General features: G+C 31.1%; 17 protein-coding genes and 2 pseudogenes. 8 read left to right on the forward strand and 11 right to left on the reverse strand.

Annotated elements, in window-relative coordinates; translation table 11 throughout:
* Window positions 1–428: 428 nt before the first annotated feature.
* Window positions 429–1490 carry a phosphatidylinositol-specific phospholipase C1-like protein gene (locus J8H85_RS14260; protein ID WP_317195011.1) on the reverse strand — a complete coding sequence of 354 codons (1062 nt, stop codon included), beginning with the start codon at window positions 1488–1490 and terminating at the stop codon, window positions 429–431.
* Window positions 1491–1858: 368 nt separating this feature from the next.
* Between J8H85_RS14260 and J8H85_RS14265 the strand changes: the two genes are divergently transcribed.
* From J8H85_RS14265 to J8H85_RS19185, 4 genes and pseudogenes are all read left to right on the forward strand, one after another.
* The gene (locus J8H85_RS14265; RefSeq protein WP_209655891.1) at window positions 1859–4906 is read left to right on the forward strand and encodes a SusC/RagA family TonB-linked outer membrane protein; all 3048 of its coding nucleotides are present in this window, start codon (window positions 1859–1861) and stop codon (window positions 4904–4906) included.
* A gap of 3 nt (window positions 4907–4909) precedes the next feature.
* Window positions 4910–6676, forward strand: coding sequence for a RagB/SusD family nutrient uptake outer membrane protein (locus J8H85_RS14270; RefSeq protein ID WP_209655892.1), 1767 nt, complete (start codon window positions 4910–4912; stop codon window positions 6674–6676).
* Window positions 6677–7311: 635 nt separating this feature from the next.
* Window positions 7312–7530: pseudogene (locus J8H85_RS19180) on the forward strand (IS3 family transposase); the annotation flags it as partial.
* A gap of 185 nt (window positions 7531–7715) precedes the next feature.
* Window positions 7716–7841: an IS3 family transposase gene (locus J8H85_RS19185; RefSeq protein ID WP_394368996.1), complete on the forward strand. Its 126-nt coding sequence runs from the start codon at window positions 7716–7718 to the stop codon at window positions 7839–7841.
* Window positions 7842–7973: 132 nt separating this feature from the next.
* Here the strand turns inward: J8H85_RS19185 and J8H85_RS14285 are convergent.
* From J8H85_RS14285 to J8H85_RS14300, 4 genes and pseudogenes are all read right to left on the reverse strand, one after another.
* Window positions 7974–8600: pseudogene (locus J8H85_RS14285) on the reverse strand (phage integrase SAM-like domain and Arm DNA-binding domain-containing protein); the annotation flags it as partial.
* An 835-nt stretch (window positions 8601–9435) separates the two neighbouring features.
* Entirely contained in the window at window positions 9436–10353 is a 918-nt protein-coding gene (locus J8H85_RS14290; RefSeq protein ID WP_449566797.1) for a HipA domain-containing protein, read from the reverse strand.
* Between the two features lie 28 nt (window positions 10354–10381).
* A complete protein-coding gene (locus J8H85_RS14295; protein WP_209655895.1) occupies window positions 10382–10714 on the reverse strand; it encodes a HipA N-terminal domain-containing protein in 333 nt (110 codons plus the stop codon).
* Window positions 10715–10719: 5 nt separating this feature from the next.
* A complete protein-coding gene (locus J8H85_RS14300; protein ID WP_209655896.1) occupies window positions 10720–10938 on the reverse strand; it encodes a helix-turn-helix domain-containing protein in 219 nt (72 codons plus the stop codon).
* 304 nt (window positions 10939–11242) lie between these two features.
* On the opposite strand from J8H85_RS14300, the gene J8H85_RS14305 reads away from it, so the two are divergent.
* Genes J8H85_RS14305 through J8H85_RS14320 form a run of 4 tightly spaced genes read left to right on the forward strand, consistent with a single transcriptional unit; the run spans window position 11243 to window position 12825 of the window.
* Window positions 11243–12001: a hypothetical protein gene (locus J8H85_RS14305; protein ID WP_209655897.1), complete on the forward strand. Its 759-nt coding sequence runs from the start codon at window positions 11243–11245 to the stop codon at window positions 11999–12001.
* A gap of 40 nt (window positions 12002–12041) precedes the next feature.
* Window positions 12042–12443, forward strand: a complete 402-nt coding sequence (locus J8H85_RS14310) for a DUF5675 family protein (protein ID WP_100612932.1) — start codon at window positions 12042–12044, stop codon at window positions 12441–12443.
* A gap of 3 nt (window positions 12444–12446) precedes the next feature.
* Window positions 12447–12662, forward strand: coding sequence for a hypothetical protein (locus J8H85_RS14315; RefSeq protein ID WP_209655898.1), 216 nt, complete (start codon window positions 12447–12449; stop codon window positions 12660–12662).
* The gene (locus tag J8H85_RS14320; RefSeq protein ID WP_209655899.1) at window positions 12649–12825 is read left to right on the forward strand and encodes a hypothetical protein; all 177 of its coding nucleotides are present in this window, start codon (window positions 12649–12651) and stop codon (window positions 12823–12825) included. The genes J8H85_RS14315 and J8H85_RS14320 overlap by 14 nt, the downstream gene beginning before the upstream one ends.
* A gap of 104 nt (window positions 12826–12929) precedes the next feature.
* Here J8H85_RS14320 and J8H85_RS14325 read toward each other — a convergent pair whose 3' ends face one another.
* The 6 genes from J8H85_RS14325 to J8H85_RS14350 form a co-directional block, all read right to left on the reverse strand.
* Complete coding sequence (locus tag J8H85_RS14325; RefSeq protein ID WP_209655900.1) at window positions 12930–13319, reverse strand: DUF1398 domain-containing protein; 390 nt, start codon at window positions 13317–13319, stop codon at window positions 12930–12932.
* A 129-nt stretch (window positions 13320–13448) separates the two neighbouring features.
* Window positions 13449–14213, reverse strand: a complete 765-nt coding sequence (locus J8H85_RS14330) for a helix-turn-helix domain-containing protein (protein WP_209655901.1) — start codon at window positions 14211–14213, stop codon at window positions 13449–13451.
* Window positions 14214–14350: 137 nt separating this feature from the next.
* On the reverse strand, window positions 14351–14773 hold the full coding sequence (locus J8H85_RS14335; protein WP_209655902.1) for a DUF6943 family protein: 423 nt from the start codon (window positions 14771–14773) through the stop codon (window positions 14351–14353).
* 1482 nt (window positions 14774–16255) lie between these two features.
* Complete coding sequence (locus J8H85_RS14340; RefSeq protein ID WP_209655903.1) at window positions 16256–17866, reverse strand: hypothetical protein; 1611 nt, start codon at window positions 17864–17866, stop codon at window positions 16256–16258.
* Between the two features lie 50 nt (window positions 17867–17916).
* The gene (locus J8H85_RS14345; RefSeq protein ID WP_209655904.1) at window positions 17917–19755 is read right to left on the reverse strand and encodes an Eco57I restriction-modification methylase domain-containing protein; all 1839 of its coding nucleotides are present in this window, start codon (window positions 19753–19755) and stop codon (window positions 17917–17919) included.
* Complete coding sequence (locus tag J8H85_RS14350; protein ID WP_209655905.1) at window positions 19752–20492, reverse strand: hypothetical protein; 741 nt, start codon at window positions 20490–20492, stop codon at window positions 19752–19754. Before J8H85_RS14350 ends, J8H85_RS14345 begins: the two co-directional genes overlap by 4 nt.
* Window positions 20493–20497 lie beyond the last annotated feature (5 nt).

The raw sequence follows: 20497 nt of genomic DNA on the forward strand, positions 1-20497 counted from the left end.
AACAAAATCAATTGAAAAGAAAACAATACAAATCAAAAAAGCTGAACAATGATAACATTGTTCAGCTTTAATTTATAAATTTAATCCTTTAATAATCTGTATCGGTTATTTAGGACTAGACATCAGGTTAAAGTATTTCAATTCAATATTCTAACTCATGGAATGGTTTTGATATTATTTTTGATTTTTATTGAATTAAAAATGCTGATGTTTTAGCTATTAATAATATTGGGACTAAACAAATTGCATTATATAAATGGCTTTTTAAAAATTATAAAAGCAATTAAACATATCAAAGCGCTGATTTAAACAAGCAAAAACTACTAGAATTTTACCATATTTTCTATCAATTTTTAAATGGTGCACCTTCCAACAATTTTATAATTGATTATAATACTGGTGCCTTAAAAAATCTTGATTAATGCTCGCTATTTTGCTGTTACAGGATTGTGTCTTACAAAAGTGTTGTTTTCAAATGAAACATGATAGTCACTTTCAAAAAGTTTACTTGGTAAATAATAATCGGTTGTAATTATTTGTGCGCCTGATTTTTTTGCGGCTTCAAAATTAGTATAATCATTAGTTCTTGCCTGTTTGGTATTTGCATCAGCACGTGTTCTAATGATATAGCCCTTTTTAACTAAATTTGGTATGTTTTCATCATCAGGATTATTAAGAATCATGGCAGCCGCTTCAGGTGTCCCTGCTCCAGCATTTATAAATAAGACCCTTCCTTTTAAAGAAGGATGATTTTTAGCATAAATCGCTTGTTTTTCATCATGAGCATCTAAAATAAATAAGAATTTACCTTTAGCTTCTTTTACTGTAGGCCAATTGTTATGTAAAATGGCATTTTCTAAAGTCGAATAATGCCCTCTAACATCATCTGGTATAATAAGATGATCTTTGCTCAAATGCTTAGTAATTGTTGCATCTAATTCATCGTAGACATCCGTTGTGAAAGGTTCTGCCATGGTGCCAAACATATTAGCTTTATCATCTTTGGGTTCTAATGTTATAAAAATAGGTTCATGGTTAGGATGTGCTTCTGACCATTTTTTTAAATCATCTAAGCAATCAGAAAGCAAGTCATACTCACTTCTAAAATCAATATCCATGACATGAAACATTTTAAAACCAGGTATATTCATATTTCCTTCAGAATTATAAATAGGTTGGTCTTTAACCAAATCCATACCTCTTGGGTGTGCAAAACGTCCACCTCTAGCATCTGCATATACATCCAGTTCCAAGTTGCGCAAGCCCATATCTAATTGTTGCAACACAGGAATATGTTCGTATTGTAAAGCATACATACGGTTTGTGCTATCCTTTTCAGTCAAATATTCAAAAAGCTTCGGGTCAATAGCTTTCTTATAGCTATTGTGAGAGCCAATAACTTGAAGCTGATTTATTCTTAAAGTATCTTGTTGAGCACTTCCATAGGAAAACATCAAAAAAAGAATTAAAGCAAATCTATAATACATCATACTGTAAAATTTTAGACAACCAAAGTAATTAATGTGAGTTAAATAGATGTTATCAAATGAAAATAAAACATGTTTATTTAATTTTTTTTTAAATTCAATTAAAATATAGATAATCAATTATATAAGATTTATTTTTAATAAACTACACTAAGATTCTTTTAATAATTCTATAACATTCAGTTAAAACATTCTTGCTCATTTTTTTATTTTTTAGCACTTTGTTACAAACGAATACTTATAAAAAAACTCTCACTAAATTCTCTAACCCTATGGATTAAACAGTATTATTTACAAATTAAAAAAACCGCAATTGCTACGAACAATAACGGTCTAACCATTAAGCATTGTAAAAAACAAATCACTTAAAAATGTATAGTAAAATTAATTATTTCAGATTAAAAAACACAGTTTTTTTAATTTTAACCATCCTATTGTGTCAATTAGGATATTCAAGTAGTAAAACATTAATAAAAATAGGCTTTTTTAATGTTCCCGTTCAAAACACAATTAACGGCAAAATTTTGAATGAGGCAGGAATACCTTTACCAGGAGCTAGTATTTTATTAAAAGGTAGTACGAGTGGTGCTACTACCGATTTTGATGGGAACTTTTCCATTCAAGCAGAAATTGGCCAAACTCTTCAAATCTCTTTTTTAGGATATAAAACTAAAGAAATTGTAATTGATGCCAAAGTATTAACCATTGTTCTAGAAATGTCAACAGCTTCATTAGATGAAGTTTTAATTGTAGGTTATGGAAGCCAAACAAAATCAGATGTTACTGGAGCTCTTGCTCAGTTAAAAGCAGATGATTTCAAACAAGGCGTTAACATATCGGCAGATAATTTAATTCAAGGTAAAATTGCAGGTGTACGGGTTGTGGCTTCTAGTGGAGAACCTGGTGCAGGATTAGATGTTTCTATACGTGGTGTAGGATCTATACGAAGCGGAAGTACTCCATTATTTGTTGTAGATGGAGTGCCTTTAAGTAACGAGAGTGTAAGTGCTTCTAGTCCAAATTTTGGACTTGGAAATTCAAGTGCAAAAAACCCTTTAAATTTTCTTAACACTAGTGATATAGCATCTATTACGGTATTAAAAGATGCTTCTGCAGCTGCTATTTATGGAGCAAGAGGTTCTAACGGAGTTGTTATTATAACAACTAAGCAAGGAAAAACAGGTGATGCCTCTATTACTTTAGATTCTTATATGAGTGTTGCTTCGGTAATAAAAAAGATTGATGTTTTATCTGCCAGTGAATTTCGAAATGCTATAACAGATAGTGCTTATGACCATGGTGGAAGTACCGATTGGCAAGATGAACTATTCCGTGATGCTATTACACAAAATTTAAACTTTTCTTATTCAAAAAAAACAGAGAGTGGTAACTACTACACATCACTATCTTATATGGATCAAGATGGTATTGTTGAAAGTAGTGGGTTTAAAAGAACTACAGCACGCTTAAATGCTGAAGAATCCTTTTTTGATAGAAAACGTTTAAAAGTAAAGGTAAATTTAACAGCTAGTCAAATTAACGAAACTGGTATCCCTAATGGTGCTGATGCTGGTTCGGATGGACAATTAATTATACACAGTTTAATTTCTAACCCAACACAGCCTGTATTTGATGCCGATGGTAATTATAACAACTTTAATTTAAACCAAAATTATAACCCTATGTACTTGTTACATATTTATGATGACCATACACAAACACTGCGTGTTTTAGGAAATATTGAAACAACTTTTAGAATTGTGAAAGGATTAGAGTATAAATTCAATTATGGAATAGATCGCTCTGTTTCAGAAAGAAATTCTACTATCTATCCTAATTTTACAGACAGAACACAAGATGGTGCTTATGTACAAAATAATTTAGATTCAGAAAGTATTTTGATGGAGCATTATTTAACCTCTAATTTTAGTTTTGACAAAAATAATTTTGAAATCTTAGGAGGGTTTTCTTATCAAAAATTTAATTTTTCAGGAACATCTTTTTCTATTAGTAATATTGATGATATGGGTACTGGTGTTGCTCCAGAATATGATCCAGGATATTCTGGAGAACAATCTGGTGTTAGTGGTTATGCACAAGAAAACGAAATTCAATCTTATTTTGGTCGATTTAATTATAATTTTGATAATAAATATTTATTAACAGCATCTTTAAGAGCCGATGGTTCCACCCGTTTTGGTGAAAATAACAAATATGGCTATTTCCCTTCTTTTGCTTTAGGATGGAACTTAGATAAAGAATCTTTTTTTAATAATCCAGACGTTATCAGCCAATTAAAATTAAGAGGTAGCTGGGGGCAAACAGGTAATCAAGAAGTACAAAATAAAATTACCCAAGCAAGTTATTCTCAATCGGCTTCTGGAGGATATTATTTGTATGATGATTATAATTTAATTAATGGAATTGTGGTAAACAGAACTGCAAATCCAGATTTAAAATGGGAAGTAGTTACACAATTAAATATTGGAGCAGATTTCAGTTTATGGAATAACAAATTATACAGTTCTTTAGATTATTACAATAAAACAACTACCGATCCTATCTTAAATATTCCTTCAGAACCTTTAAGTCCTACAACTACTGTTTGGAAAAATATTGATGGTAAAATAGTAAATAAAGGTTTTGAATTCTCCTTAGGTTCTGAAATAGTAAAGACTGATAATATTACATGGTCATTAGATTTAAATGGAGCCACTTTAAACAATGAAGTACAAGACCTACCTGTAACAGAATTATATTCGGGTAGCGTTGCAGGTCCTGGATTATCAGGTGTTGCCGCTAATGTTTATAAAAGTGGTTATGAAGCTGGTTCTTTCTTTATGTTGAAACACCTAGGTTTTGACGAAAATGGAAATGATATGTTTGAAGATTTGAATGAAGACACCGTTATAAACAGTGATGACCGTCAAATATTTGAAGGTGCACTTCCAAACTTTACTTTTGGCATCAACAGTAACTTAAATTACAAACGTTGGAATTTAAATCTTGCATTTATTGGTCAAACAGGTGGTTTATTGGTAAACAACACCAATTTAGCCTTAAACATCAATAATATAGCTTCAGATAGAAACGTGTTATCCGAATACTATTATACAGGTGCAAGCTCATCTAATACCGTACAACTTTCTACTCTTTACCTAGAAAAATCTGATTTTATCCGGTTAAACAATGCACGTTTAGGCTATTCATTTAATACCGAAAGTCTTAACATCAATTGGTTAAAAGGTTTAAATCTTTATGTAAGTGCTCAAAACGTATTTACAATCACAAACTATTCAGGTTTTGATCCTTTAGTAAACAGTCCACGATCAAGCGGAGGTAATCAATCTATAGGTATAGATTACACAACATACCCGTCATCTAAATCTTATATGATAGGTGCAACTTTAAAATTATAATTTATGAAAATTTCAAATATATTATTAAAAATAGCATTCGCTATAATTTTTGGTGCAGTATACAGTTGTACTGATTTAAATGAAGAAGTAATAGATGAAGTCATTGGAGGAGAAAGTTCAAATCCAGAAAGTGCTATGGCTGCAGCTTATGGACAGTTAGCAAATGGTACCTTTGTAGACCACGGCAATGTATTTGGTTTACAAGAATACCCAACGGATGAATGTATGCTTCCAACACGTGGAAGCGACTGGGGTGATGGCGGTAAGTGGCGAGCATTAACCGAATTCACTTGGGGAACAAGCAATGCCGCCGTATCTTCTACGTGGAATAACTTAACAAGTGGAATCACGAAAACGTTAACTGCTATTGAGTCTTTACAAGAAAATCCAGATTATGAAAATTATGATTTATTTTTAGCGGAAGCTAAGGGCTTATTAGCTTTTTATGTATATAATACTTTAGATCTTTTTAACCAAGCACCTTATAGAGATCCATTTTCTAACGATGATTCCTTAGTAATTCTTCAAGCAGAAGATGAAATTGATCATTTAATTTCAGAGCTTGAAAGTATTATTCCTAATCTAGCAAATCTTGGAGAGAAGCAAACTTATAATGGTCGTTTTACAAAACAAGCTGCTTATGCTCTACTTGCGGATATGTACCTAAATAGAGCCGTTTTTAAAGATCGATATAATAAAACCTCAGCATTTAATTTTACGGAAGCTGCAGTAGATAATAATGGTACAGATATGGATAAAGTAATTTACTATACATCATTATTAATAAATGGTAGCTTTAGCTTAGAAAGTAATTACTTTGATAATTTTTCTATAAATAATACAGGTGGATCTGAAATTATTTTTGCAGTAGCTCAAGAAAATGATAATACTAGAAGTAGTGATAACGATTTTGCTTACATGTCTGTAGAACGGGGTCAAAAACCAACCGCTGATAACAGAGGAACCAATGCGTCTTGTGTAGAGCCTGAGTTTTATCACACATGGGACGGAAACCATGAAGATCCGCGTTTCCATAGATATTACCAATATTCAGATGGTACCTGGTTTATGAACGATGGCACTACAACAAGTGTTCCTGCTGAAGATATACGGCCTGATACTGGTAAATATTGGTTTCACTTTAATAGAGGTTTACAAGTAGGTCAACAATATGGCCCTACGCTTGACGGGAAAGGTGGATTTAACATGACTAGCGATGGTAGAATTGCAGTTAGCATGTTATATATGGAAAAAAGTACCCCTACCTCCATGGATTTTACACCAGAATTAAATTTTGATAATCCATTGCAAGCAGTATTTTCGCAAGATCAAATAAATAGAGGTGTTAGAAACTTTAAATGGGAATTTGATCCTGAATACGGCAATGGAACTAGTGCTGTTGATATTCCTTTATACCGCTTGGGTGGTATTTATTGCATGAGAGCTGAAGCTTATTATCGAAGTGGAGAAACAGGACTTGCTCTAGCAGACATCAATATGCTTCGTACCAGTAGAACCAGAGAGGCTCTTTTTGGTAATGCACCTGGTGTAGCTATCCCTTCTCTATCAGAAGAGATTCTTTATAATGAAATTGGTTTTGAAATGTATTGGGAAATGTACAGAAGAAAACAAATGATTCGCTTTGGTACTTTTGATAAAGCTTACACAGCAAAACCACTAACAGCTCCTTATTTAAGAGTTTATGCTATTCCTCAAGCAACTATTGATGTAACCGATGGAATAAAGCAAAATTTTGGATATTTAAATTAAAAGTTAAAAACCCCGATTTTAAGTCGGGGTTATATTTTTTACATCAATTATTTTATGACCTTCCTATTTAAACACCAACTTTAACGGAAAAAAGTGAGCATCATTAGTGTGGAGTTATTACTTTTACTCGGACACAAAATTTAAGACAGTTTGCTATAAAACAAATATCTTAGAAACATGAAAAACGATATTACAGTCCAGAGCTAAAAGAATAAGCTGTTCGATCGAGTTACCAGGGAGAGAACATAAATGAATTAGTAGAGAAACTAGGCATAGAGGTACAAAGGGATTTGCAAATGGCTCAGAGCGGGCAAATCACCTACCAATGCTAAGGCAGAAAAGTCAATAGTCTATGACACCTTAGAAGTTCAAAGGCTACGTAAAGCCCTTTAGTAAAAGAACTTGGGCTGAAAATATTAAAAAAGGCCGTGCACATCTTCTCCATGAGCGATGGGTATTGAAAATCAGCTTAAGCTAAATCTATGGGTTTATAGCCAGCTATGAACATTTATATCCCATCGAGAAGACGTGCAGGGTTTTAAAGTAAGCAGGAGCAGTTTTTACAGGTGGTGCACAGCAGGTTCATCCAAACGAACACTGGACATAGATTGTTTGCAGATTAGGTTAAAAAGGAATTTGATTTAAGCAAGCAGCGTTATGGATCTACTAGAATAGCAGAACAGTTAAAACGCAAAGGTTACCTTATTTCCAGGCGTAGGGCGGCTAAAATTATGAGAAAGAACAATTGGTTTAGTAAACATAAAAGGAAATTTAAGGCAACCAGAAATTCCAATCACAGCTATCCTGTCTGTAGACACTTATTAAACAGAACTTTAACCCCGTATATTAATTAAAGCTTGGGGAAGCCACATCACTTATATTATATCCAAACCAAACTATCGTACGTGCATGGAAAATGGCCATAAGTAAGCGTAAGGCAAACATGGATTTAACTTTTCATTCATATAAAGGCATACAATATGCCTCAAAAACATTTAGAGCAATTATTTAATTCAATACTCTGGTTACGCAATCGACGATCAGAAGAACTAATTGTTGGGATTACGCCGTAGCTGAATCTTTCTTTAAAACTTTAAAAGTAGAACTTATTTACGGGCATGATTTTAAAACTATAAATCAAGCTAAAACTTGCATCTTTGGATAAATTGAATAAAAGGAAGATATCTCGAATTAATGATAATCTTTCTGTTTTGAAATTTATTTCAATGATAGATTGGATTTCAGTTTCAGTTAGATAAACTCGTTCTACTTCTTTAACTTTTGATTTGTAGTTTGCAAATGGGTTTTTATCAAGCCAATCATTGGCCAAACAAATTTTGATTATTTTATTGAAGTTCTTGATGTATTTAACAGCTGTGTTATTAGAACATTTTCTAACGCTGCGTAACCAGAATTCATAATCGGTAATAAAAGCATGATCAATCTTGGAAATATCAATGTCTAAAATATTGTATTTCCATTGCATGAATTCAATGGTATGTTTCAAAGAAGTGGTGTAACGTTCTAATGTACCTGGTGCATATTCTTTACCAACTAATTCTTTGATTTTGTTGTTGTGGTCTTGAAAGATGGGTACTAACATTCTTTGACGCTCTTCATTACCAAGCAATTTATTTTTAAAGTTTTCAATTGATAAAGTTTCATTACGGTGGAGTAGTTCCATTTGAGCATCTAAAACTTTTGATTTCATTAAATCAAGGTAGCTATTGATTGAACGTGCTTCTTCGGTCATGCCTTTCATTTTGGATAGCTCATTAGACCATTTGGATTTTTCTACAAACTTTTTGGTACTGAATTCTAACCGTTTTCCATCAACTGTTAATCTTACATAAATTGGAAGTAGTCCGTTTGTATTGGCTTTTGTGCTTTTGGCATAAAAGTGAAGTGTGATTTTTGTTTTCATTGTGGTGACCAATTAATTATTATTCAATTTAATTTTCTAATTGAAATCAAACAAGATGTTTGATGAGTGAACAAGCTATTGAACACGTCATTAAACCTCCTGTTTGCAATGCTTTCGAGAATTTAGCGAGACCCTAATTTTCGGATTTTCTAGGGTCTCGATTTTATCTCGATTTAAATAAGATTAAATGAATAATTTGGTATGTCTGGAAAAGCAAAAACCCTGTGAATCATAAGATTTACAGGGTTTTGATACCGTTTAGGATTTTTTCAGCGGAGAAAGAGGTATTTGTCATCCATTTCTAACCGTTTGATATTGTTTGTTTTAATATCTTGAAAGCTCCTAGGGTCTCGCTTTTGCATCTATAAATAACATGCAAATTCTTCGAAATCTTATAGTTCAAATCTATGAAAACTAGATGATTAAACAAAGTGAATTGTTGAAATTATTGTTCAATAAATGAACTGGTTATTGGACTTATTTAATAGTATTTAGAAGTATAATAGTTAATACTTTCTTTAAGAACCTCATCCAATAATTAAAGGTTGAACCTGTTCAATCTTTAAGCTTGTGTAGTTACAGAACTCTTCAACTGATACAAACTCGTTTTCAAGTTTATTAAGGTCACTTCTTATCTTTTGCAACAATCTGGCACTTTGTCTATAACTCTTTCCTGTAATGCGTTGTATATCCTTCGGGTAGATACATAACCTTTTTTGTTCATTCCTCATACTTTATCTATAGCTTTGATTGGGCTTTGACTAGCATTAAAATAGTATTAGTTAATACATTATTTTAGTAAAGTTATAAAAAATAGTTTTTGACTAATAAACGTTTATTGGAATAGGATTGCGTATCTGTCTTCTAAAAGGGCTTTGTATTTTTCTTTGTACTCTTCTGATAAGAACGAATTGTTGATCCATTGAATGGCAATGGGTTTGTTTTTTTTGAAGCGTTTTGCAATGCTAGTAATTTGTTTCTCATTTAAGTCTAACATTTTACCTAATCGTTCAAAATGTTCCCATTTTAGTTTTTTCTTTTTTCCTTCTAAGGTTAAAGCGAGTTCTTCGGTGTCGTCTGGGTTTACTATAGCTACGTTCAATAGGTCGTAGGCTGGAGATAAAACCCAGAGTTCCCCAGTGTTTAACATAGAAAAATTTTTTAAATGCATGTCGTTGTTTCCTGTTAGAAAACTGAAAATAGCTAATTCTAGAAAATATAATTTGTCTAACAACGTGTTATCTGAGTACTCATTTAGGGCTTTGCCTATTTTTTCCATGGAGCTTTTGTATTTGTCAAAAGCTTCTGTGATTTGGAACATGTCGAGCATGTGTATTTTTTCTCCAGTTTCTGTTCTGTCGATACGTTTGGTAATATAGGATAGTTCACCAGACTGTAATCTTATTAAACTGGAATTTACGGTCTTTATTCCGAAAGCTTCAGCGATTCGCATGGTTAGATGTTCGTTCTCGGGCATTTGTGGAAATTGTTCAGAAGGAGGTTTGAAAATATAGTTTCCACCTAAAGCACCAACAACGGTTAAGCGCCCTTTGTTTCCATCCTGGATAGTATCATTTATTAGCGATAAGGAAAGCTTAGGCTGTACTCCAGGAACGGCTATACTTCTTTCCACTACATTTTTTGCTAATGCTGCCATTTGCTTTAATGAATGTTCAAACAAAGGTTGTTGTTTTGTTCCAAAAAAAGCCAAACTGCATTTTTCGTGAAAATCACCAACTGTGTTTTTGTCCAATGTTTTGTAGCAATATAAGCACTTTCTATTATTCATTTTCTTGTGGTATTGGTTGAACACTTACAGCTCCGATACAATTTTGGCAACAGGCTAAGAGTAAGCCCATGCGGTCATTTTGATTGATTTTCCAGTTTTTGGAAGCAATATCCAATAGCCATCCTTCGGGAATCAATCCTTCAAAAAAAGGAAACAGCCTTTTGTCAACGTAAGGTTTAGAGTTTACTGGCATGGTAAAAGTGAGAAACTGATTTGGATGTTCTTTGGTATATTTTTCTTCATATTGAAAAATGTATTCGCCTTCATCTGTTTCTGTAAGTATTCCTGCTAAGTTATGGTTATAGTATATGGCTGCCTTTTTCATCCTTCTTATGGGTTAGTTTTGGTTAATTCTCTGGCATTAACGGGCGCCAAAGCATGTCCAAACATTTTTAAAACCTGATTGACCTTTTCCATATTCAGATTTTCTTTGCCTTGTTCTATTTTTCGAATCACTGTAAGTGCCACTCCAGCACGTTCGGCAAAAGCCTCTTGTGTTAGGTTTACTTCGTTTCTTTTTTCTTTTACAAAATCGGCTAGTGTTATCATGATTATATGCTTTTACAACGAATTTAAGCAAATTTAACCAATTATATGTAAAAGCATATAATTTTATTTGATTAATTAAATTTATATGCTTTAGCATATAGTTATAATAATGTAATTATAAGGCCAAACATGTGGAATTTATGTCTAAAAATGTCATTTATGCGTTTATATGTCATTTGGAACAAGTCATTATTTAATACATTGATTTAATATTAAACTTTGCTGTAATCATTCAAAATATAGTTGCAACTAATGGTAAGAATGGAGGAGAATTTAAATGAATGTTTAATTAAATTTTAAAGTTATGGCTAGACAGAAAGGCATAATTAAATTAAAAGGTACTATTGGAGATATTACTTTTTACAAAACGCAAGATGGCCATTTGGCTCGTGAGAAAGGTGGCATCGATGCTAGTAGAATTGCTAGCGACCCTGCGTTTCAAAGAACTCGTGAGAATGGTTCCGAGTTTGGTAGAGCTGGAAAAGCCGGCAAGCTTTTGAGAACAGCTTTTAGATCCTTACTATTGAATTCTGCGGATAGTAGAATGGTAAGCCGCTTAACGCAACGCATGGTTAAGGTTATTCAAGCGGATTTAGTGAGCGAAAGAGGCTTGAGAAACGTTATTGATGGAGAAGCTGAATTGTTATTTGGATTTGAATTCAATATTCGTGGTAAGCTTGGAACTTCTTTGTTTGCTCCGTTTGTAGCGACTATTGACCGTGTTGCTGGTGAAATTAAAGTGGATTTAGCATCATTTATCCCTGCGAATATGATTGCTGCTCCAAGTGGAACTACTCACTTTAAAATCATTTCTGGAGGAGCGGAAGTGGATTTTGAAACAGAAACTTTTGTGGTTTCTAGTTCTGAAACTGCGATTTTACCTTGGGATAATACAGAAACTGCAGTTATAAGCCAAACGAATGCTATTACTGCTAACTCAACGAAACCATTGTTTTTAGCATTAGGTCTTGAGTTTTATCAAGAGATTAATGGACAAATGTATCCATTGAAAAATGGTGCGTTTAATCCGTTGTCTATTGCTAAAATTGATGGTGGTGTTTAATGGACTTCGACAAGCTCAGTCTGACAAAAAAGGTTAAAAAATGATATTAGTTTTAACCAGAACTTATTTCCCTGATGGAACTAACGGAAAACTCGAATGTGAGGGTAAATTGATTTGTAATACTATTGAATTGCCTTGGAAGAATAATGAAAAGAGAGTTTCCTGCATTCCTGAAGGGAAATATTTTATTAGAAAACGGTACAGTCAGAAATTCAAATGGCATTTGGAAATTATTGATGTACAAAATAGAAGCTATATTTTGTTTCACCCTGCCAATAATGCTTTGAAAGAATTAAATGGATGCATCGCTCCAGTAACAAAACTTTCTGGTCCAGGGTTAGGATTGATGTCTAGAAAGGCTTTTGAAAAACTGAAAATTCATGTTTATCGAGCAATTGATCAGAAAGGAAGTGTTGAATTATTAATTACATCTAATTTATAGATTATGAAAAAAGTTTTAAATAGAGCTTCGGCTCCTACTCCAAAGTTTTTTAAAGTGCTTCGAACTGTTGGTTTAGCTTTAGCAGCTGTAGGTGGCACCATTTTAGCAGCTCCTGTAGCTTTGCCAGTAATCGTTACTACTATTGGTGGCTATGTTGTTGTTGCAGGCGGTGTATTGACTACGGTAAGTCAATTGACTACAACTAATGACAGCGAATAACCATACTTTGTCGGGTACGGCTGGAGGCACATTTTTAAGTGTTTTACCAAATATTCATTCTGAAGATATTGCAAAAACAGTTATTTTAGCCACTGTTGGAGCTATCGTAAGTTTTACTATTTCGTTACTGCTTAAAAGCCTACAAAAGAAGCACAAAAAATAAGTTTAACCTTAGTTGTGGTGACCTTTGGGTTAAATAAAATGAAAGCCAAGTTGAAAGACTTGGCTTCTTGATTTAATAAAAGATATTGTTACTTTCTTTTTATTTTATTGAGGGATTTTTTCAACTAAAATTTCGTTGCCCAATTTGTCAAAATAGATACAAGACATTTTTTCTATATTTACTTCCCATTTTTCAATACCAAATGTTGCACAACTATTAATGAATGTTAGATAATCTGTTTTTCCTTGTTGATGTTCTTTTAATTCTGTTTTAAACTGCTGAATATTTGCTTTACCGGCGACGTTTAGGGTATCATATTTTGGTGGAACTGTTGCGGTGTTGTTATTTGTTCCGTGGTAATCAATATGACCATCAGTTACATAGCATTCATAATGTGTCACACCTAATTGTTTGATTTCTTTAATGTATGCAGGAAAGTCTGCACCTGATTTTACCTTGCTGTGAGCTGCTTTAATTTGTTCTACTGTAAACATATTTTCTTGATTTTAAGTGATTAAACGAGTTGAAATACATGAAATTTTATTATCCATTTTTATTTCATTAAGTATTACAATGCAAAGTTGTAGTAGATTAGTGAGGTGCCATTGTAAAAAATCGTTTTTCTATAAAAATCGTTTAAAATTTTCAGGAGTATCTCCTGTGAACTGTTTGAAGTCTTTTATGAAGTGGGCTTGGTCAAAGAAATTGTTGTCGTAGCAGATTTCTGTTAAAGATTTGTTTTTATTTAAATGATCAAGAACTGAATTGAATCGAATAATCGAGGCAAATTTTTTAGGACTTATCCCTACAATTTTTCTAAATCTTTTTTCGAATGGACTTTGACTAATGCATAATTTTTCATTCAATTCTTTGATTCGAATTGTTCCTTGACTTTGGTAAATTAATTTTACAGCTTCAATTATTAACTTATCTGATTGAAAATCTTTTAATTGTGAAATTAAAAACTGTTCTGTAATTTTAATTCTTTGCTTGTCGGTTGAAGCTAAGGTTAATTTTTCTTCAACTTCATTTACTTTAGTTTTAGTAAAAATGTCATCAAGCGAAATACTTAAATTAAATAATTCATTGACAGGATTTGAAGAAAAATGAGCAAATCCAATTTCGGTAAAATAAATCAGTATTGTTCCAATATTTGCCGAATTTTTAAAAGTTTTATAACTATCAGAAACGCCCGTTATTCCGGATGAAGAAAGTTTAATTTCTAGATTGTCTCTTACATTAAATAGTTGTCCTTTGTACTGAAATCCAATGACCAGATTTGCAGAAGGAAAAACTTTATACTCTTTTTCAAAATCATTTTCAGACACTACATAATACTTAATGTAAGGTCTTAATTTATCTGAAGGTATATGTTTTTCAAATTTCATTTAGTTTTCCAAAATAAATTCCAAATTTAATTAAAAATTGATTAAATATATAGATTCAGAAATCACCCTTTATATCATGATTTATAGAAGTTTTTGAGATATATCAATACGAGTCTGGTCGTTAGTTTAAGCTTTTATTATCTGTTGCAATATCTATATAAAATCACTCTTCTCATATCATTTATAAGATTTAGGTTTTGATTGAAACGTTTTTCAGATTGTTCTAAAAGCTTTAAAGTATGCACGTTTTTAAGATGCTTTTCGTGTTCTTCCATTAATGCTTTAGATTTTGAGAAAAATTCTTTTTTGAAATCAGGTAATCTTAAAAATGGAATAACAGAACCTACCAAATGTTGATGCCAAAACTTTGTTTTCCAAAGACTGTAAGCGATGAAATAGACATTTTCTAAATCTTCATCGTTTTTAAAAACAATAACAAAGCTGTTTGTGAATGGTTCTTTTTGAGGTTTTCCACTATTTAATCCTTTGTTTAGAATAAATAAATGAGGTTGTGTGTAATACGTTCCTTTCTGATGGGTTTTAATGATAAAGTTGAGCATGGCTTCCGATTTTAAAAATTAGCTTCTCTTTTGTTCTTATTTTCATCTGAAATACAGGATTGCCTCTCTACGCTTTGAACATTAAATTTTTTTTTAGCCAAATTTTATTTTTAATTGGTAGCGAAGAATGATTATTTCAAAAGAAAAAAAGAAAAAAAAGAAAGCCGTCTGTTCAAGTGGAAGGTTTCAGAAAAACAGGTTTTTAAAAAAAATACTACCCGATAATTAAATAAGCATTAAACAGTTGCAGTGCGCGGTCATTACATAAATTAAAAACTAGAATTGCCTTCGCGCCTGCTTGCCCCTTCGCTAAAATAGTCCGCGGGACTATTTTTTAACGCTCGGTCAGGGTGGAGATTTTTTTAAAAACCCGTAGGGCTTGAACTTGTTTTTCTGAATACCTGGAACTTATTTTTGCTTCCTTTTTTTTATTTATTTTTTTTGATTTCCAATTCAACCACCTAATTCAATTTAATGGGTTTGCTGCAAGCAAACTGCAAGGACTTACGTAGTGCGATGAGGCAGTAGCGCAGGCATGGGTGTTGTTTTTTGTTTGCTTCCTAGGGATGTTGTGATTGCTTTTGTAATAGCCAATACCACGATTTTGCGTATAAATGCTGATATATTTTATATAGATAAATTTTACTTATGGAATGGTATGGTATTGAGCTATTGCGGAAGCAATTTTTTGGGATGTTTCTGGCAAATAAAAAACAATACTTATGCTGGCTTTTTTGGTTTTGTGGGTTTTAAAAATGGCTTTATCCGATGATTGATAGACTGAATTTTTAAGCCATTTTTAAAACTTACAAAAGCAATGTCCTTCGACAAGCTCTGGATAAACTCCACTACCGATTTAAACATACAGATGATAAAAATAGTTGTGAATTTCATGCGATGTATTATCAATCAATTTTAGATAAATGTGATACGGAATTGTGAAAGTGGTTTGTGAAGGATGCCTTTTTTAAAAATCGGCTGGTGCGAGCCCTTCGACTACGCTCAGGATGACGGTTTTTAAAAAAGGTGTCCTGGAGCAAACCACACGAGCGTTGGGTGAGGGAGATATTTTACATAATGTTATTATAGTGCATACAAGTAGTTGAATTGGAGCAGGATTTTTGTTCATGCACTATAATGCCACATTATGTAACATAGCTTGGGGAAAAAAATTACTGGCATGAGTTGTGAAGCATACGAGTTTTTGTTGGAGCGATGGGCAAGCTCTTTGACTGATGGCTTATCGAATTTTTCTGTTTTAAACTAAACACTCTAGCCAACAGGCAATGTGCTTGATGTGCGGTGGGACAAAAACCATGACAGTAATTTTTTTAGGAGCGTTGGGAAGGAGTGGCAGTTGAGCACACAATATTCAGCTAATCAATTTATTTGAAATTTAGAATATTTATATATACCTTCCTTTCTTAAGATGCTTTTACTGTCTACTAATTATAAACTTTTTTAAAAAATTATTGATAGATATTATTTAGTAATTTGATTTTCAATCTGTTGATTTTTTAACATTTGTTTTTTAAAATAGTATCTATTATTATTTTTTGTTTCTTCTACAATTTCGCAACTCAATTCACCTAATTCATATAGATTAATAATCGAGGTTAAAACTTCAATTATTTTTAATTGTAGTTTTTTACTTTTAATTGTAGCTGGAACTCTAAAAATATAGTTATTACTTTCCCTATTTGTTGTTGTCATTGAACCATCTGAGCCAACATTAGTAAGTATTTCTGTTATACCTTCAGATTTAAATACCAAATAATTACTAAACACACTTAAAGTAAATTGTTTTACAAATTCTTTCGTTGATATTTTTTCTCCTATTTGGGAGAAAAATATTTGACTTTCTTTTTCAATTTTCAAATCAATAAATGGATTTTTATTTTGTTTATATTTTAATGTAACATATGTAAATTGAATGTTTTTCAAAAGTTCCGATAACTTATTTTTTTTATTTAATTTGGGAATAATTTCATTTGATTCTATTTCAGACCTTAAAAATAATTCTTCATTAAATATAAGATATTCAATAATTAATTTTTTAGAATTGGCATATTCCCAAAGATTATATAAAAACTGAGATGAATGGATTGCTCTTTTTTGAAAATCAGGATACTCCTGCATATCTTGTAATTTTAAAAGTGCTTTTTCATCAGTTATTGTCATTTCAATAACTTTAAATCCTTGAGAGGTGATTGGTGAATAAAAGTCTATTAATTTACTTTCCTCTCTAACATTAAATTTAGCACCAAATTTTTTTGTTGCCTTTTGGATTTTAGTTAAATTATCGAAACAAAAAATTGTTTCGCTAATTCTCACAATTTTAAAAATTAATAAAATATGTTTTAGCGTTTTTTCTAAATCATCTTGTGAAACTTTGAACTCAATAAAGCTTCCGTTTTTTTTATATGAACAATAAATTTGTCCATCTATAATTTGAGAATTATGATGATACGCAATATTTCTCCATTGATTTAGTCTAACTGTATGTGGATTAATAATCAAAAGGTCATTTAGTTTTGATGTGTTAATTAACTCGTCAATAATCACTCCAAGATCTTTTAAATTAATATCATTTAAGTCATAAGATTTACGTTTCTGAATTCTACTTAAAGCAAGGATTAATTTAAAAAAAGGCTTTAAAATTCCTTCAATTGAAACTCCAATCATATTTAGCGTTTCAATTGCAAAATCTTCAATACATAAGTTTTTTAAATTATTTTGTGTGTTGTAAAGACTCCAATATCTAATAATGCTTTGCGATATTTCGGGCAACCAAAAAGTATATGCATCAATGGTTTCTTGTGGATTTATTTTCTTCGCATCATTAAAAATATTCACAAATAAATCGACTTTTTCAACCGATTCAGGATTTTCTCCTTGTAAAAGAATAAAAGAAAACCAGTTATTTATAAGGTGAGAAATAGCAAATTTTTTTAGATTTTTTTGGTTTTGAAAATATTTAGAAAATGATTCTATGATTTCCAATTTAACATCATCAGGTTCATAGCCGAATTCATAAAAGATTGACATTGGATTTCTATTTTCAAAATCTTTTATTTTATAATTTATATCCATCGTTTAATAAATTAGAATTCGTTTTATGAAAATGATGGCTTTTTAATACTCTACAACATAACATTGTATCTTTCTTCAAAGAAAGTATCCAAAACCTCTTTGTTGTCTTCATTAAGTATAAAATCAATTTCATTATTTGTAAAATCACAAATTCCAAAATTGTTGATGTAATTCCCATTTAAAGAATAATAGTTGGAAGAGTAAGGCTTGCTTGTAGTCTTTATATAATACCAAAACAATCGAGATTCCATTATTTTTTTAATCAATAGCATTTCTTCTACTGAATGGCCTACAACAGCTTGACCATTGTAAAACAATAAATCATTATCATTACTTAAAAGATAATTTGGAGTTTGATCAGAAAATTTAGGGAAAAACAATTTGTTGCCAACTTTCTCTAAAGATTGAGTTCTACCAAAAGCAAACCATTTTTCATATTCGCCTTTTCCTTTATCTCTTTTAGCTAGTTCTTGTTTTTTTTTCTTCAGATATTTGTATGCTTCAGGATATACATCTTTCAAAAATTCTTCTTCTAAAGCTTTTGGTTTATTGCTATCATTATAAGGAAATAATACTTTTTCTCTTACACTATCAAAATCAATACTTCTACTCAGTTTGTTTGAGTTTAGAATATCTTTACAGATTCCTTTTTCAATTGGATATAAATTACCATTTTGTAAATAAAAGAAATCATCATCTTCAGCAACAGGTTTAAAAATAAACAAATCATTTCTTAATGTTGCAATACCATGCCTTGTTTTATATACTTTACCAAAAGGATTTCCAACAGATTCTATACGAGTGATAATTTCATTGTTGTTTAAATTCCAACCTTTTTTTGCATCTAAATTATTAAAATTAACTCTACTAAATAAATTTCTATCATCAGGTAATTCTTTTGATTCCGATTTGTAGTATTCAACAAAATTTTGAGCTACTTTTTCTAAAAAACAAATACAAGTATAAGTGCTTTTGGATTTAAAGATTTGGTTTGTACCAAAATCAATAATTCTAATTGATGTTTGATTATCTACAAAATACTTTCTTAAAGCTCTACCGTTTAAGCTTTTAAAAAATGTATTCATTGTTATATATCCAAGTATTCCGTTAGGTGCTAAATTTTCATATCCAATTTGAAAAAATGGAATATATAAATCAGGATTTCCTGTTGAGCATACTTCCCAAAGTTTTACATTTTCTTTGGCTTCAATATCAAGATTTCGAGCGGATACATAGGGTGGATTTCCAACAATAATTTCGAACCCTTGAAAATCATCAATGACTTCTGACCAATTAAATATTAAAGTATCACCTTGATGAATATTAAATTGAAATTGTTCAATATCTTCACCCTCTGATAAAGCTAAAAGGCTTAATAATAATTTACTTCGAGTAACTGAGTATTCTTGTATATCTAAACCAAAAATTTGATTTTGAAAAAGTGAAGCATATGTATTACCAGTTCTTTGTCTTAATTCTTTAGCAGCAGTATATAAGAATCCTGAACAACCACATGCTATATCTGCTATTTTTATTGTTTGAAAATCTATATCTCTGTTTTTCAAAGTTTGATTAACAATGTAATTTCTAATATCATTAGGAGTATATATAGCGCCATTAATTATTCTATCTGAAGGAGAAATGACAAATTCAAATAATTCAATCATACTTTCTATGTCAAAAACATTTATTTCAGAATTAATAATTTCAACAAAATCAATTAGACTTTTTTGCTCATTAATTTGATTTTCATCAATTGAATATTCCAATAAAAATTGATTTTCTAATACTTGTAATTGATTAATTTTTAAAAAAGCAGACACTATAAGCCTATCAACTTTAAAGGGTTGAGTTGAATAAGATTTTAAGTACCTGAAAATATTTCTCATATTAATATTGGGCAAATTTGGTTAATTGGATTCCATAATATACTTGCTTCTTGAAAAGGTTTCCATTTATTAGCTATTGTATGAAAGTAAGGTTTCCAAAAAGCTTCCTGATACTTATGATTAAGTTTAACAAACTCTCTTTCTTCTTGTAATGATTCAAAAGCAATTGGATAGAAATTTGAAGTAAGTAAACCTATTCCTAATATAAAATCAATAGGTTTATGCATTATTCTAGGTGTATCAATATAGAATAAATCACCCAAATTTGGATTGCTTGATTTTGTTGGATTAAAATTATACTGTAAGTGGTAGATTGGATGTGGCTCTTTTGTGTTAAGATTTCCAACATGTTTATCTATATGAAATCCAAAATGATAGGTTTTATCACCAACACCTTTAATCATTACATTATACCCTAATTCAATAAAAGGATCATTAAATGTTTCCCAATTTTCAATTTTAGCACGCAATCTCATATTCAAAATAACTTCGCCTTTTGTAATATCTTTTGGTTTTACATGATTAAGAGTGTCTAAAGGAATTTTGAAATCATTGATATCATATCCCCAAACATTTTCATCGGTAGAGCCGTCTTTTAATGTTGGAATAAATTCCTTATTTTGAAGTTGAGAAATTACAGTTTCTAAAACAGAAGTGGTTACATCACCACCAACTACTCTTGATAATAATTGACTTAATTGTCTTAAATCTTTGGCTCTTTCATTTCTGAAACTCATATTTT

Origin of the sequence: Mariniflexile gromovii (assembly GCF_017814435.1) — a bacterium.
Taxonomy (GTDB): Bacteria; Bacteroidota; Bacteroidia; order Flavobacteriales; family Flavobacteriaceae; genus Mariniflexile; species Mariniflexile gromovii.